Origin of the sequence: Xenorhabdus griffiniae, assembly GCF_037265215.1 — a bacterium.
Taxonomy (GTDB): Bacteria; Pseudomonadota; Gammaproteobacteria; order Enterobacterales; family Enterobacteriaceae; genus Xenorhabdus; species Xenorhabdus griffiniae.
This window is the reverse complement of sequence record NZ_CP147737.1, coordinates 4,000,951-4,016,059: the sequence shown is the minus strand read 5'-3', so window position 1 is coordinate 4,016,059 and position 15,109 is coordinate 4,000,951. Positions and strand designations below refer to the sequence as shown.

Below are 15,109 nucleotides of genomic sequence, written 5' to 3'. Positions count from 1 at the left end.
CAACGACTACCGCAAGCCGGAGCGGGCGCGGTGGAGGCAGGGCAATTGATTGCTGATGGCCGTGGAAACCGGACAGCCCGCTTTTTTTCAGGGAGGAACACGATGTTTAATGGCAATACCGTGGATTACCGGGACGCCCCATTGACCAATGATGGCTTTTGGCCGGATTTGAATTTGCGGGAATTTCAGGTCAATCGCAGGCTGCCTGCGGACTTAGATAACGATATGTTAGCCAATGCATTGCTGGCGACCGTGGCCGAGATCAATCTGGATTTACAGCGCCTGAGATCACGTTTGCAGGCCAAAGGTTATCAGCGGGCAGCAGATGTAGCAGGCATTACCATCAACGGGAGTAACGCCCTGGTCAGCCAGTATAAAAAAGCGGTGTATGCCCGGGCTAAAGCCGATCTATTGGGCGAATATACGTCACTGGTTAGCCGTGCCCCCAATCCGGGACAGGAAAGCCCGGAAGTGCGCACCCGCCTGCTGGCAGAAGCTGCCGTGGTACTGCGCAATATGAAAGGGCATAAACGTGTCACGGTGCGTTCAATATGAGCAAATTGCAGCAATTGACGGCTTTTTTACGGGAAAACCTGCCTGCCCGCCTTTGTGAGACGGAATTTACCAGTGAAATGGATGAAATCCGCTTTATTCCGGCGCAACGGGATTTAGGGCTGGGGCAATACCAGATGTTTGTCCAGCAATATGAGGCAGTGATTGCCTGGGGACGCTTCCCCTACAGGGAGTGTGATCCGCGCAATATTCCCTTGTTGATTGACGTATGGTTAACCGCGCAGGGAGACAGTTTTAATGATGTCAATGTCGAGCAGGAACAACCGACATTGACCGTTGAAGTGGACGGCAATACGGCGGTTGTCGTGGTGTCGCTGTCGCTGGCTGAACCCGTGGTGATACGGGAAGATCCAAAAGGCATGATCCCGTTTGATGGCAAGCGCTGGTCACTGGCCGAGTCCGAAGTCTGGTTCGCTGAACAAGGCGCGGTGCACAGTGTGGATGAGACGGGTGCCCAGATTGGGAAACGCCCGATATGATCCACGGTCAGTTAAACCGCAACCAGCTTAAGAAATTGCAAGATGAGTTGCGCAGCCTTGATCTGCCGGAAAAAAAGCGCCAGCGCTTGTTATGGCGCATTGCCAAATATGGGCTGATTGATGCCGCCAAGCGCAATGTACGCAACCAGCGATCACCCGAAGGCGAAAGCTGGCCTGCCAGAAAAAGCCCAAGGCGACAGAAGATGCTCAGGAATATGCCGAAGCTGTTGCATATCAGGGAAATGCCGGAAATTGACGCGGTGCGGGTTTATCTGCAAGGCGGGCATTACCGGAATGGCAGCCAGTCAGTGCCTGCGGGTGTTGTGGGTTATGCACAGCAATACGGGATGAATGTTCAGGTTAGCCGACAGCAGGTGAAAAAGAACGTTGACCGTGAACGGATGGCGACCATCGGGCAAGCAAAGAAGTTGCGTGACTTAGGCTATAAAGTCAAAAAAGGGAAACGCTGGCGTAAACCCCCAATCAAGGAGATTACTGCCAATATGAAATTTATTCAGGCCGGAACCATGATCCGCATATTAAGTGGCGAAACCATCAAAAGCCAATGGGAAATTACGATCCCTGCCCGCGCGTTCTTGGGTATGAATGATGAAGAATTCAGCAAGGCGCTGGAACGCCAGTTACAAGGGATTGGGTACGGCGCAGGATAAACGCCTTAATTAAGGAATGAAATTAAATTATGTGGCCACATGTTCAGGTTAACCAGGTTAACCAACTGCAAGGCGAAACCCAGGAGATTGAACGGGTATTGCTCTTTGTCGGGGCGGGAAAAACCCACGTCGGCAAGACGCTCTCTGTCAATACCCAGACAGACTTTGATGCCGTGCTGGGCACGGCAAACACCGCGCTCAAACGCCATGTTCTGGCAGCGATGGCAAACGCGGGGCAAAACTGGTCGGGCTATGTCCATATTCTGCCGGAATCGGCGGATGAACTGGCCTTTATCGAGGCCGTGACCGCGGCGCAGACGGTCGCCAGCGTTGAGGGCTATGTCCTGACGGTCGGTGCCAATAAAGCCATGATCAAGGCCGCGCAAACCCTGCGTGCCAACACCATCGCCAAGTTTGGCCGCTGGCAGTGGGCGATCCTGGCCGTGGATAGCCCACAATCCAAAGAGCCGTGGGCGGATTATGTCACCCGTCTGGCCGAACTGCAAAAGGGTGAGGCTGTGCCCTCAGTGCAACTGGTGCCGTGCCTGTGGGGGAATGAGGCGGGCGTACTGGCCGGGCGTTTGTGTCACCGTGCCGTCACTGTGGCCGACAGTCCCGCACGGGTACAGACAGGTGCCCTGATGGATTTAGGGTCAACCGATTTTCCGTTGGATGGCACAGGCCAGCCGATTGATCTGGCGACCTTGCAGGCACTGGAAAAACTGCGTTTCAGCGTGCCAATGTGGTATCCCGATTATGACGGGTTGTACTGGTCAGATGGCCGCACCCTGGACGTGGAAGGCGGGGACTACCAGAGCATCGAAAATCTGCGCGTCGTCGATAAAGTGGCGCGCCGGGTGCGGTTGCAGGCGATTGCCAAAATTGCCGACCGGAGTCTAAACAGTACGCCGGGCAGTGTGGCAACACACCAGGCTTACTTTGCCCGCACGTTACGTGAAATGTCACGTAGTACCGACATTAACGGGGTGACGTTCCCCGGCGAAGTGAAGTCACCGAAAGAGGGGGATGTCGCTATCACCTGGCGCAATAAAAACACGGTGGAAATTTATATCACTATCCGCACCTATGAATGTCCGAAAGGTATTTCAGTGAGTCTGTTGCTGGATAGCAGTCTGGAGAAAAGCGCATGAGCAAACGGATATCAGGCCAGTCGATAGATTTTAATATGGACGGGGATCTGGTTCATGCTGAAAAGGTCAACCTGTCCATTACCGACAACACCGCCGCCGCCCAGACCCAGGGCGTACCGGATGGCTATATTGCCGGGGATGTCGCGGCGGAGGGGGAAATTGAACTCAGCACCAAATATCTGGCGATTGTCACCGCCAAAGCCCGTTCGGCGGGATCATGGCGCGGGATTCAGCCCGTTGACCTGATGTGGTATGCTAAGGCAGGCAATGAAGAGATCAAGGTTGAAGCCTACGGCTGCAAACTGATTGTCAGCGATATTTTGGACGTTGATCCGAAAGGGGGCAGCGTCATGACCCACAAAGTCAAGTTTGTGGTGACGTCACCCGACTTTGTGCGTATCAATGGCATTCCCTATCTGGAAGCGGAATTGACTCAAAGCCTGATTGGCTAGGGATGGCAGTTCATGGAAGAACATGAGAAAACCTTTGTGACGCTGGTGCTATTGGGGGCACTGATTGCGTTAGGCAAGATGCTGACAGGCCACGAACCCATTACGTTACGGCTATTTATCGGTCGCGTGATCCTGGGTTCTGCGGTGTCGGTGATGGCAGGCGCCTTGTTGATTTGGTGGCCGGGTATCAGCCCGATAGCGGTGACCGGCATTGGCAGCGCATTGGGCATTGCCGGCTATCAGCTCATTGAGGTCTGGTTACGTAAGCGCGGCAGCGCATTGCTGACAGGGAAGCTAAAGAAATGACACTGAGTGAAAAACAGCAGTTATTTGCCGTCCTGATGGCTCAATTGATCTTATGGGCGGACGAACGCGGTTACCGCGTGACGTTCGGGGAGGCTTACCGGACACCGGAGCAGGCGAAGCTGAATGCGCAAAAAGGGACAGGTATTGCTAATAGCCTGCATACCCAACGTTTAGCGGTTGATCTTAACCTGTTTATCCAGGGCAAATACCAGACCCGTAGCGAGGCGTACTTGCCATTGGGGGAATATTGGGAATCCCTGGGCGGGACATGGGGCGGGCGCTTTTCCCGTCCCGATGGCAATCATTTCTCGCTGGCACATAACGGGGTGAAATGATGCTTAAGGTGCGGACGCTCTATTTCCTCATCGTGGCATTGGCGTTCGTTGCGGGCTGGCGCGTTAACCATTATTACCGTGACAGCATGGAACTGAACATCACGCGGGCAGCGGCGAAAACCGGACAGACCCTCCGGCAGGAATTGCAGGCCATTTCCAGCGCCGCCGCCCGGCAATTGGAAGGCAAACTGGAGGAAATCGCCCATGCTGCCCCCAGAGAAATACGTACTGAGGTGGTTAAGCCTGTTTTTACTGCTGTGTGCGTTAGCCCTGAGTTTGTCAGGATGTACAACGAGACAGCCGACCGTATTGAACGAACCTTATCAGGAAAACTTACTGACCCCCTGCCAGGAACGGTTACCCCGATTGGCGGGAATGACCGGAAATAATTTAGCCAATATTTTAATTGATTATATCCAACTCTATGGCCATTGCGCCGCCCGGCATAATCAATTAGTGGATGAAATCAATAAACGAAAGGAATTAACTTATGAAAGAAAATAAAATGATCACGTTAATGATTGGTGAAACGGAAATTCAATTTGAACCGAATATTATCGCCTATAACAGCATGATTAATGATATGACACTGGAGAATAAGATTGTGCCCATTGTCACTTATTTGCGCCGCATTGTGCAGCCTGCGTCTAAAGCCGTGCTGGATGAGTTCCTGCAAATCCCCGGTGCGGCCATGCAGATTGTCGAGCGCGTCAATTCGGCATATGCGCCTAAACTGGACATCGAAATAAAAAACTAAATACACGGGTTAAGGCCATTGACCAGAGTTTATTTGAGCAGGCTTTAATATTACGCCGTCATTATTTACCGAATGAAAAAGATAATACGGACAATTTAGCCCGGGCTATTTGGCTGGATAATCGTTATTGGGAAAATATGCGTATTGCGACGGCAAATGGCATTGCATTGGCGTTCAAGGGTGAACCATGAGTGGGTTAGATTTTACCTTAAGCCTGATTGATAAGATCACACAACCGCTGGCAAAAGCCCAGGCGGCGGTGTCCGGGTTTGCCCAGTCGTCGCAGGATGCCTTTGGAAAATTGGCCGTGGGCGGGGCGGGATTGGCCGCCTCGTTCTGGTCTGTCAAGGGATTTCTTGATCCGGCCATTGAAATGGACGAGGCGTTGAAATCAGCGTCTTTGCAGGGCATTGACAGCAGCGTGATGGAGAAAGTCGCTAAAGATGCCATGACGTTTAGTTCCCAGTATGGCAAATCGTCCATTGAGTTTGTGCAGTCAACATCGGAAATCAGCAAAGCGATCGGCGTGTTGTCCCAAAGTGATCTGCCCCAGATGACCCAGATTGCCAACACGACCGCCGCCGCCCTGAAATCCAGTGCCAGCGACACCGCCAGTTATATGGGGAAAATGTTTGCGCAGTTCGCCAGCCAGGCCAACGCGGTGGGGCACCTCCAGTTTGCTGAGGAACTGGCCGGCAAGGCGGTGGTGATGTCAAAAACGTTCGGCATGTCCATGACCGACATTGCGGATCAGATGGAAGGGGCACGCGCGGCCGGGACTCAGTTTGGGGTCGGCATTGATGAACAGTTGGCCGTATTGGGGGAATTACAGCGTTCCTTGGGCAGTGAAGCCAGCGGCGCGTATGAGTCGTTTATCACCAATGCAGAAGCCAGCGGCAAGAAACTGGGGTTAAGTTTTACCAACGCCTCCGGGAAATTGCTGTCGATGCCGGAAATGCTGGAAAAACTACAGGCCAAATACGGCAAAAGCATTGAAGGCAACCTGAAAGCACAAGCCGAAATTGAAGCCGCGTTCGGGGATTCTGCCGTGGTGGTCAAACAGCTTTACGGCAATGTTGATGTGCTGCGCAAGAACATGACGGCACTGGGCGCGAATGATGGTATGAAGCGCACGCAGGAGATGGCCGAACGGATGGCGAACCCGTGGGAACGACTGCAAGTCATCTGGCAAAATATCCGCATTGCGGTGGGTTCAACGCTGCTGCCTGCGGTTGCGTCACTGGTAAACCGGATGGCGAATACCAGTCAATTACTGGTGCGCTGGCTGAAACTGTTTCCCAATATCGCCCGCTGGATCGGGTATATTTCGGTCGGCATACTGAGTTTTGCCGCGGCGGGGGCAGCGGCCAATATTGTAATGGGCGTGTCTAAGTTTATTTGGGTTGGCCTTAAGGGAATTTGGGCGGCCTGTACACTGGTGATGAAACTGGGCACGGCGTCGGTGTGGCTCTATAACGCCGCTATTATTGCATGGAATACTACATTACGGGTTTTGCGGGGCGTATTGTTGGCTGTCAGGATTGCGGCTTTTTCGGCGGGGATCTCTTTCAGTTTTATGACGTGGCCGATCTTACTGATTATTGCCGCTATCGCGTTGCTGGCTGTCGGCATTTACCTGTTGATTAAGCATTGGGATACCATCAAGGCGGCCATCATGAACACAACAGCGTTTAAGGTGGTCGCAGCTTATGTGCAATGGGTCGGGGAGATCTTTGGTCAGGTTTTTGCCTGGATTGGCGAAGCATGGGATAACCTGTGCAACTGGTTCAGCAATTTTTCATTGGCCGATACCTTTTCCGGCATGGTGGACAGTGTCAGCAATCTCTTTAGTGGCTTATGGGACTGGCTAAAAGGATCATTTGGCGAAGCCTATAATTGGATTATCGACAAGTTGAACTACATTCCGGGCATCAATATTGAAACCCAGGCCATTGAGAAGACGGTCACTGAACCGACAGGAAAAGCGGCGGCTCCAGTGCAGGGCATCGGGGAAAATACCCAGAAACTGATAGCCCCACCCAATGGGATTTTGCAGGGACAGCCTCAAGCAATGCCTCAGCCAGTGAAAGCCATTCGGCCGCCCGAAACCGAGGGTGTATTAACGGGCGGGAAAAAGCAAGGCATTGGCAAGCAAGGTCTGATGAAAGCGGTAACAACGAATTCACAGACCATCACGGATAACAGTCGCCGGATTGAAAATGTGACGCTGAATGTTAAGGGTAACGTCACACCGGCACAACTTACGGAGTGGGAACAGGTGGCTTATGGATGAGCCGAAATACATTGATCTGTTGATCACGGGCGGTAATTTCACGCTCAATTCAGGCAACGAGCCGCAATTTTGCCATAACCGCGTATCAGTCGGTCAGGATTGTGTGCATGCCATTCTGGAAAGTGGCCTGGCCACGGAATTGGTGGCAGAGCGCAGCCCAACCCTGCGGGCGGATATCCGTACCCAGATAGAAATTTTGGTCGAAGACGACGAGCGGATTATGCCGGGCACGGTCATCATTAACGAAGAGTCGCCGACTAAATTGTGGATCACGGCGGAAACCTATGATTTTGGCCGCCTGAGTGTGAGTGTGGGGCATGGACACTAAACCGACGATAGATTATGAGAAGATCTTGCGTGACAGCGGGATGCCGACCACGGAAACCGAAATCACCGCCGCGTTTGCCCGGGTTGTAGATGACACGGGTTTGGTGACCAACACCTCGCGCATGTCCCCGTTCTGGCGGCTGATTAACACGATAGTGACGCGCCCTGTGTTGTGGCTCAAAGAGGCATTGATTCAGGTCACACTGAAAAACATGTATCTGGCCACCGCGTCGGGCACATGGCTGGATATGTTCGCGTGGGGCGTTAACCTAAAACGCAAGCCCGCATCGGCAGCCCTGGGCGTGATCCGTTTTTACAAATCGGCGGGTGCTTCGGCGGTGACCGTGCCCGCCGGAACGGTGATCCAGACTGAGCGCATTAATGGCGAGATCTATCGGGTCAGCACCACAGAAAGTGTCGTGATGGCCGAAGGGGTCAGCAGTGCTTTGTTGCCTGTAACGGCCGAAGTGGCAGGCGGCGCATTCAATCTGGCACCCGGTTATTTTCGCATTTTGCCTGTGGCCGTTTCCGGGATTGCGCGGGTGCAGAATGAAGAAGGCTGGCTGTTAACCCCCGGCGCGGATGCGGAATCCGATGATGATTTACGTGACCGTTGCCGCAACCAATATAACCTGGTGGGGAACTATCATACCGATGCGGTTTACCGCGGTATGATTGCCGCCGTTGCGGGATTGAGTATTGATCGCATCTTCTTTCTGCATGATGCGCCCCGTGGGGCAGGCACCGCCAATGCGTATCTGTTGCTGGATTCAGGGGTAATTAGCCAGCCGTTTATTGAGGCGGTTAACGATTATATCACCAATCAGGGGCATCACGGGCATGGCGATGATATGCAGTGCCTGCCCATGCCGGAAACCTATCACGCGCTAACCGTGACGCTGTTTGTGGCGAACAGGGCGAACTACAGCCAGGAACAGATAGCGACACTCAAAACGGATGTCAGCAACCTGATCCGCTGCGCCTTTCGGGAAAATACGGACTATCAGGTTAAAAAAACGTGGCCGTACTCACGCTTTTCTTTTTCAAATCTGGGGCGTGAGCTACACCGTGAATTCACTGAGATTGAATCCCTGGCCTTTTCATTGGGTGACATTCTCAGTGATCTGAGTGTGCCCCGGCTGCAATCGTTGTCTGTGGAGGTGAAAAATGGCGGCGTTTAAGGAACGCCTCAAACGGCTGGCTCTGCCCTCCTGGATGGATAAGGGCGAACCCGCCAAATTATTGGGCGCGGCGCGGGCATTCTGGACACAGGTTTATGGCTGGCTGACATGGCCGCTTGCCCAACTGGACGCGGAAACCTGCTCAGAAGCGCTGTTGTCGATGCTGGCGTATCAGCGGGATATCCGGCGTTTTAACGGTGAACCGCTGCCGCTGTTCCGTAAGCGGGTGAAGTACGCCTTTATCAATGCCAAAGATGCCGGCAGCATTGCCGGATTTATTGCCATTTTTGAACGCCTCGGCGTGGGTTATGTGGAGTTGCTGGAACGCCAGCCGGGCATTGACTGGGATGTGATTATTTTGCGTCTCAGTGACGGTCAGATAGCGGCTAACCCCGATTTGCTGATGAATATTATCCGCCAGTACGGGCGCACTTGTCGTCGCTACCGTTTTGAAGTGATAGCGAAAAATCAGTTGTTGATGCGAGTGGGGAGCGTGGGTGCAGACTATTGCACTTATGCCGCGGCCATCCCGACCCCGCCATTATTAATAAAAGTAGGGCATATCGCAGGTGTTGCCGTCTGTGACAGTGCCCGCCTCAAGGAAAGCCATGCACCGAACGTCACCTACGGTGCCTCATTATAAGGAAATAAAAAAGATGTCCTCAGTGATTACCCTGGACTTTGAAAACTGGAAAGCACAGCAAGTCGCCGCAGGAAATCCCGTGGTACTGGACGAGTTTGTCTTTGCTTATGTGCCGGATTTAGATCCCACTCAACCCATCAGCCGTAATGAGAAATTGCCTGCCCAAAGCCATATCGTACACCGTCAGGCGGTCAATAAAACGGGGCTTGCCAGTGAGAATGCCGTCGCTTACAGCGTCACGCTGGGCACGGAAGCGGGCAATTTTGATTTTAACTGGATTGGCTTGATAAATAAGGCTTCCGGTGTGATGGGGATGATCACCCATGCGCCGACGCAGAAGAAAATCAAGACCGCCAATGGCTTGCAGGGCAATGTGCTGACTCGCTCTTTTTTGTTGGAATTTGACGGTGCGGCTAAAGAGACCGCTATCACCACCACGGCGGAAACCTGGCAGATTGATTTTACCGCGCGTTTGACGGGCATTGACGAAATGCAGCGTTTGATCAATACCGACAGCTACGGCGAAGCGGCGTTCTTTGGTGATGGCTTTGCTGTGGTGCGTCAGGGCGAACAGTACACCGTGAAAAAAGGGCTGGCCTATGTTGGCGGGCTGCGTGGAATGCTGGAGTTTGACCAGACGTTAAACAGCCAACGTAATACCCGTGTGTATGCGGATTTTAGCTATCAGGGCAATCTGGTGAGTCAGTGGCAAACGGTCGTGAAGATTACGGTAGCTAATGAGCTGAAAAACGATATCGATGCAGCGGGCTATCCGCATTATGTGTTTGCGGTGGCGCAGATTGATAGTGATGGGAATGTCATTGATTTACGGCCTACGGGGTCATTGAATGCGCGAAATATTGTCGTGCTGAATAGCGAGCTTGACAGCGTTAAACAAGGTTATGCAACGAAAGTAGCCCTATTTAGTGGCTTGAATGAAAAACAGGGGAAAGGCGATTATGCAACGAATTCAGTATTAAATGCAGCAATCAATGCTGTTAATAACAACGTGAATAATCGACTCGAAAAATCAAAGAATGGTTCAGATATTTTCGATAAGGCTTTATTTGCAAGAAATATTGGGGCGTACCCGCAAACAGGGGGCGAAATTAACGGTAATGTTAATGCTGCTGGATGGTTAGTCGGTGACGATTTGTATGAGCGCTTTGACAATGGGGACTGGGCGGCAGTTTACAGTAAAAAACATCCCCCACCGCGACGGATGTCGGAGCCATTAGTGCGACTGGGCAGGGTATTATTAGAGGCAACACTAAATTACAACACTATATGTCATCAGGTTTTTATCAGGTGAATATTCCTAATCCATCGTCTGTGGCCGATTTGCCGAAGATTTCGCTCGATACGCCTTTTTATGGGTTTGGTATTTTGGAGGTACAGTGTGTCGGCGAAGCAATTTTTCAGCGCTATACCACTAATCGGGGGCAAATTGCCATCCGCCAGTCATGGGATTGGGGGGGGAACTGGGAAGACTGGCAAATCGTTTATCCCGATGTGAGTCGCGACAATATTCCGGTGGGTTCACCGATCCCCTGGCCGCTGGACACGCCTCCGGAGGGATACGTGATATGTGATGGGAATACATTCAACACCCAGCGCTACCCGCGGTTAGCCCTGATTTACCCGTCCGGTACTCTGCCTGATTTACGGGGCGAGTTTATCCGAGGATGGGATGCCAGCCGCGGCATCGATAAAGGCCGTCAGATTTTGTCATGGCAGGAAGATGCCTTACAAAATATTACTGGGTCAATCGGGATGGGGAAAGGCATAGAAATGGCGCGTGCGAGTGGGGTATTTAAAGCGGTGTTTCATAATGAAACCGTAGCGGGGCACACGGGTAACACGGTGGCAGGAAATGGTGATTGGCTATTTGATGCGGCTCGCGTGGTCAGGACGGCGACAGAAACCCGTCCGCGTAACATGGCATTTTTATACATCGTGAGGGCAGCATAATGAAATACATAACTGAAATAATTCCGGCTACCTTTGATGATGCAGGGTTTGCCACAGTCAATGGCTGGGTGAAGGTATATCGGGCACACAAAGATACCGGCGAATATCTGGGTGTTGACATGGAACGCACATTCATTGGGGTCAGTGTGGCAGCAGGGGCATATCTGGACGAGCCTGAATTGCCTGAGTCTGATGATATTGCTATTTGCCGTAGTCTAGACGGTCAGTCGTGGGTGCAAGTTGCGGACCACAGAGGAAAGACGGGGTATCATACACAGAGCAGGGAACCGCGGCAGATACAGCAGCTTGGAGAGTTACCCCCTGAAATCACATTACTGAAACCCGTCACCGACTTTGATGTCTGGGATGGGAAGCAGTGGAACACGGATACTATTGCCCGGAATCAATACCAGACCCGGCAAGCAGAAGAACATCGACAAGCTTTGTTGCATCATGCAGAAGATCGTATCAGGCAATTGGAGCGTAGAAAACGATTGGGAATGGCGACAAAGCAGGATATGACTTTATTGCAGGAATGGGAAATCTACAGTGTTAAATTAACGGATATTGATTTATTTGTTATTCCCGATATCGATTGGCCGGAGCAACCCGAATAATGCGCTGGCAGCGTAAGAGGATGCAACTATCCCCGAACTTATCGGGGATATCCGCTGCTATTGTTCCCGTTCACCCCTTTGTCTACGGCATCGGGCAACAAACCGACAGCGGCAGTTATTTAAGCCCGGCGAACGCCATTGATACGCTGTCGAATAAACTCACGGGCGCGGGCAATATCCATAGCCTGGTGCTGATGATCTGCGCCAAAACCCACGATGAATTTATGCAACACCTGACGCAGTTTGCATCGGTATTGCCGCTTCCGGTGCTGGCACAGGTCAGGCGTATGGCGAAAACCGCAGAAAGCCTTGCCATCACCAAGATGCAATTGCCGGGCAAGCAGGGCGGCGGGTTGCCATTGCCGCAGCCGCTGTCAACCGCAACCAGCCGTTTGGCCGTCAATGCGCAATTGATCGGACAGGCCAAAGCGCAGGCCAGTGCAGGCAGCAGTATTGCGGGGTTAAAATCACAATTAACCGCGTTTACCACTGCCCGACAAGCTGCGTTGCAGCAAGTCACCGATGCCATGAGTGGGTTGGCGGGAAAATCTGCCACGGTCTGGGCGTTCTCAGGGAAAGGGAACGCCACACACATCGCGGAGAAACTGCGACAGAACATTCCCGAACCCGATGCTGTTTATACCCTGGCAACGTTATTTGCCGGAGAGGATCTTCACCCATTAGAAAGGATGCTACACCATGAGCCAGATTATCACCCTCGCCCTTGATGGCGAGGCGATCCCCTTAAAAAGTCTCACTGTCACCCCCTCCATGATGTTTCAGGATACCGACCAAAGCGGGCAGTCTTCCAGTACGGCGGTGGCCGAACAGGGCATTAAGCCGAAAGAGCTGCGTATCACGGGCATTATTCCCTTTACCGAACAGAAAACCCTGTCGCGCCTGTTTGCACTGGCGGAAGCCAAAGAGGACGGCAACCTGAAACGCTACCGGGTCGCAAATCTCACCGCACAGGCCATTAACTTTCGTATCGGCACATTTACCAGCACGATTGATGCCAGCAAGGTAGACGGTAAGCAGGCCTGGCAGGTGACCTTTACTTTACGGGAGCACTTATCGGTCGCGGAAAAACGCGATGCCCGTGCAACTGGCAATATTCAGGCTAAAAAGCAGACCAGACAGGGAAGCGGAGCCGCCAAGGAAGAACCGGAAAAATTAAACTGGTTTGAACGCGAGATTTTGAAGCCGATAAATGACGATTTAATAGGGCCTGCATCATCATGAAACCGATTAACCGACTTTACCTGTCCGGTGATGAGATCCATTTGGTTGACGTCAATATTATGCTGGAACTTTCATCCTGTGGCCGCGGGTTTATCACGGCGGAAACCACGACCGATTACACCGGAAAACTGGTGCGCCTTGATGTGGGCTATACCGATTTGGTACTGCGCTGGTTTACGGGCTATGTGGAACGTTCACAGCCCGCCCAGAACGGTTATCAACGCTTGTTTGTGCGTGAGCTGGTCGGTGTGTTTGATAAAGCGTGGCCGTGCTCGTTTCAGCACCCGACCTTGCGCCAGATAGTAGACTGGTTGCAAGAGCACAGCGGCCTGACGTTCACCCTACCGGATGCGCCCTATACCGATAAACCCATCCCGCACTATACCCATCACGGCACAGGCTACCAGCTATTGGCAAATCTGGGGCAGATCTTTGCCATTGACGATTATGTCTGGCACCAATTGCCGGATGGTTCGGTCTATCTGGGCAGTTGGGCGCATGCGATGTTTCAGGGCAAGGGCGTCGAGATCCCCAATGAATTTAGCCAGAGCCAGTCGGCAGGTAATGCCATGACCATACCGATGATCCAATCCTTGCGCCCCGGTTTTATGGTCAATCAGCAGCGGCTTTGCAAGGTCAACCTGAACAACGAAAATATGACCCTCACGTGGTTGCCCAACGGGAAGCCCGCGGATAAAACCCCCGCCCAGCGCCAGGTTGATGCCGCTTACCCCGAATTATCGGCGGGCACGCACCTGCCTAAATTTGCCCGCATTGAAGCTCACACCGAAAACACGGCCAGCGGCGATATGGCCGATCCCTTCCGGCCACGCTATGCGGTTGATGTGCAATTGCTGGAATCGGACGGCAAAGACGCCGCCGCGCCGGTTTACCGTGCTGTCCCGTTACCGTTACCGATGGCAGGCGCTGAATCGGGCATGTTCCAGTATCCGCCCGTTGGCACCGTGGTTGAGATTGCTTTCGAGGGCGGCCGACCTGACAAGCCCTTTATCCGCCAGACCTTAAGCCAGGGCAACACGCTGCCCGATATTAAGCCGGGTGAACAATTGCAGCAGCAGCGGGCGGAAGTGTCACAACGGGTCACACAGGAAGGCAGTTGGATCAGGCAGACCGACCAGACCATTAATGAATCGTCTATGCACCGCGAAGTTAAGGCCGATACAGAAACCCGTACCGTGGTCGCACGGGAAACCACCCTACAGGCTACCGATAAAACGATAGTTTTAGGCACATCAACACTACTGGCGGGCGCTGTCCAGCACATTGCGGACGGGGATTACTGTATAGCAACGTCATCAAATCTGGTTGCCAGTGTGGAGAAAGACGCGAATATTGAGGTTGGCCAAAAGCTGGTTGAGAAAATCGGGATGCTTAAGCAAAGCATTGCCGGAGTCAAACAAGAGATCGTGGCGCCGGTGGTTTGGGTGGGCAGCCAACAACTTAACGTGATGACGTTGATGTTAGAGACACTGGATGTGGTCAAGGAGTTGGCCGAACTGACCGCCGCCCATACCCATCACAATACCGGCACACCAGAGAACGCCAGTGCGATAAGGAACACGGCCTATAGATCGGACGGGCTGAAACAGAAGTATTCGCCGGTGATTGGCTGAATATCGTTTATTTGTGTGAGATTCTCTGCGCTGTACCATAGGTTGATATTTTATGCTACAGGTATTAGACTGAAGATGTTAGTTTAGATGTGTCGCGCTAGAGCCGAGGCTACCAATCTCGTATAGCATACAAACAATTACCCCGCACCAAGGGTAAAAACAAAGAAACCAACCTCACCAGTTGGTTTTTTTGTTTTTATCTGCTTATCACTTGAATTGATTGAATCATCCTGAAATAAACCTATAATCTATGCTTGTTAGCTGGATAAGCACTGTGGCCGTATTTTATTTAGAAAAGGAATTCAACATTTCGTAAATTTTACGGGATGGATAAAAGCCCTGGCTGAAATACAAGTGGTGTTGGTTTCAGTGCCTCGGCCAGAGTGCGACACATCTAAACTAACAATTACGATGACCAACCAGACAGGCAATGTAAAGGCAATGGCTGGTTTAGTCGTGCTCCTGCTCATAGGAGCG

General features: G+C 52.3%; 20 protein-coding genes. All 20 read left to right on the top strand.

Annotated elements, in window-relative coordinates:
• Nucleotides 1-30 precede the first annotated feature (30 nt).
• The 20 genes from WDV75_RS18165 to WDV75_RS18070 all read left to right on the top strand — a co-directional run bounded on the left by WDV75_RS18165 (nt 31) and on the right by WDV75_RS18070 (nt 14,632).
• Nucleotides 31-555 carry a head completion/stabilization protein gene (locus WDV75_RS18165; protein ID WP_273570583.1) on the top strand — a complete coding sequence of 175 codons (525 nt, stop codon included), beginning with the start codon at nt 31-33 and terminating at the stop codon, nt 553-555.
• Nucleotides 552-1,052 carry a phage tail protein gene (locus WDV75_RS18160; protein WP_273570584.1) on the top strand — a complete coding sequence of 167 codons (501 nt, stop codon included), beginning with the start codon at nt 552-554 and terminating at the stop codon, nt 1,050-1,052. Before WDV75_RS18165 ends, WDV75_RS18160 begins: the two co-directional genes overlap by 4 nt.
• Nucleotides 1,049-1,723 (top strand): hypothetical protein, encoded by a 675-nt coding sequence (locus WDV75_RS18155; RefSeq protein WP_273570586.1) that lies wholly within the window; start codon nt 1,049-1,051, stop codon nt 1,721-1,723. The genes WDV75_RS18160 and WDV75_RS18155 overlap by 4 nt, the downstream gene beginning before the upstream one ends.
• A 26-nt stretch (nt 1,724-1,749) precedes the next feature.
• Nucleotides 1,750-2,874, top strand: coding sequence for a DUF2586 domain-containing protein (locus WDV75_RS18150; protein ID WP_273570621.1), 1,125 nt, complete (start codon nt 1,750-1,752; stop codon nt 2,872-2,874).
• Nucleotides 2,871-3,326 (top strand): DUF2597 family protein, encoded by a 456-nt coding sequence (locus tag WDV75_RS18145; RefSeq protein WP_273570588.1) that lies wholly within the window; start codon nt 2,871-2,873, stop codon nt 3,324-3,326. The genes WDV75_RS18150 and WDV75_RS18145 overlap by 4 nt, the downstream gene beginning before the upstream one ends.
• A 12-nt stretch (nt 3,327-3,338) precedes the next feature.
• Nucleotides 3,339-3,632, top strand: coding sequence for a phage holin family protein (locus WDV75_RS18140; RefSeq protein WP_273570590.1), 294 nt, complete (start codon nt 3,339-3,341; stop codon nt 3,630-3,632).
• The gene (locus WDV75_RS18135; RefSeq protein ID WP_273570592.1) at nt 3,629-3,967 is read left to right on the top strand and encodes a M15 family metallopeptidase; all 339 of its coding nucleotides are present in this window, start codon (nt 3,629-3,631) and stop codon (nt 3,965-3,967) included. Before WDV75_RS18140 ends, WDV75_RS18135 begins: the two co-directional genes overlap by 4 nt.
• The gene (locus WDV75_RS18130) at nt 3,964-4,356 is read left to right on the top strand and encodes a hypothetical protein (protein ID WP_420497539.1); all 393 of its coding nucleotides are present in this window, start codon (nt 3,964-3,966) and stop codon (nt 4,354-4,356) included. The genes WDV75_RS18135 and WDV75_RS18130 overlap by 4 nt, the downstream gene beginning before the upstream one ends.
• Before the next feature lie 101 nt (nt 4,357-4,457).
• Nucleotides 4,458-4,724 carry a putative phage tail assembly chaperone gene (locus WDV75_RS18120; protein ID WP_273570596.1) on the top strand — a complete coding sequence of 89 codons (267 nt, stop codon included), beginning with the start codon at nt 4,458-4,460 and terminating at the stop codon, nt 4,722-4,724.
• Nucleotides 4,725-4,741: 17 nt separating this feature from the next.
• Entirely contained in the window at nt 4,742-4,915 is a 174-nt protein-coding gene (locus WDV75_RS22205) for a DUF6890 family protein (protein WP_422399070.1), read from the top strand.
• On the top strand, nt 4,912-7,017 hold the full coding sequence (locus tag WDV75_RS18115) for a phage tail tape measure protein (protein WP_273570598.1): 2,106 nt from the start codon (nt 4,912-4,914) through the stop codon (nt 7,015-7,017). Before WDV75_RS22205 ends, WDV75_RS18115 begins: the two co-directional genes overlap by 4 nt.
• A complete protein-coding gene (locus tag WDV75_RS18110) occupies nt 7,010-7,345 on the top strand; it encodes a DUF2590 family protein (RefSeq protein WP_273570599.1) in 336 nt (111 codons plus the stop codon). Before WDV75_RS18115 ends, WDV75_RS18110 begins: the two co-directional genes overlap by 8 nt.
• Complete coding sequence (locus tag WDV75_RS18105) at nt 7,335-8,525, top strand: baseplate J/gp47 family protein (protein WP_273570600.1); 1,191 nt, start codon at nt 7,335-7,337, stop codon at nt 8,523-8,525. Before WDV75_RS18110 ends, WDV75_RS18105 begins: the two co-directional genes overlap by 11 nt.
• Nucleotides 8,512-9,168 (top strand): phage tail protein, encoded by a 657-nt coding sequence (locus tag WDV75_RS18100; RefSeq protein WP_273570601.1) that lies wholly within the window; start codon nt 8,512-8,514, stop codon nt 9,166-9,168. Before WDV75_RS18105 ends, WDV75_RS18100 begins: the two co-directional genes overlap by 14 nt.
• Before the next feature lie 13 nt (nt 9,169-9,181).
• Nucleotides 9,182-10,480, top strand: a complete 1,299-nt coding sequence (locus WDV75_RS18095; RefSeq protein WP_273570603.1) for a phage tail protein — start codon at nt 9,182-9,184, stop codon at nt 10,478-10,480.
• Entirely contained in the window at nt 10,477-11,139 is a 663-nt protein-coding gene (locus WDV75_RS18090) for a phage tail protein (protein ID WP_273570605.1), read from the top strand. The genes WDV75_RS18095 and WDV75_RS18090 overlap by 4 nt, the downstream gene beginning before the upstream one ends.
• On the top strand, nt 11,139-11,756 hold the full coding sequence (locus WDV75_RS18085; RefSeq protein WP_273570607.1) for a tail fiber assembly protein: 618 nt from the start codon (nt 11,139-11,141) through the stop codon (nt 11,754-11,756). Before WDV75_RS18090 ends, WDV75_RS18085 begins: the two co-directional genes overlap by 1 nt.
• Nucleotides 11,756-12,484: a hypothetical protein gene (locus WDV75_RS18080; protein ID WP_273570609.1), complete on the top strand. Its 729-nt coding sequence runs from the start codon at nt 11,756-11,758 to the stop codon at nt 12,482-12,484. The genes WDV75_RS18085 and WDV75_RS18080 overlap by 1 nt, the downstream gene beginning before the upstream one ends.
• Nucleotides 12,456-12,998 carry a hypothetical protein gene (locus tag WDV75_RS18075; protein WP_273570611.1) on the top strand — a complete coding sequence of 181 codons (543 nt, stop codon included), beginning with the start codon at nt 12,456-12,458 and terminating at the stop codon, nt 12,996-12,998. Before WDV75_RS18080 ends, WDV75_RS18075 begins: the two co-directional genes overlap by 29 nt.
• Complete coding sequence (locus WDV75_RS18070) at nt 12,995-14,632, top strand: hypothetical protein (protein ID WP_273570613.1); 1,638 nt, start codon at nt 12,995-12,997, stop codon at nt 14,630-14,632. Before WDV75_RS18075 ends, WDV75_RS18070 begins: the two co-directional genes overlap by 4 nt.
• The last annotated feature ends 477 nt before the right edge of the window (nt 14,633-15,109 follow it).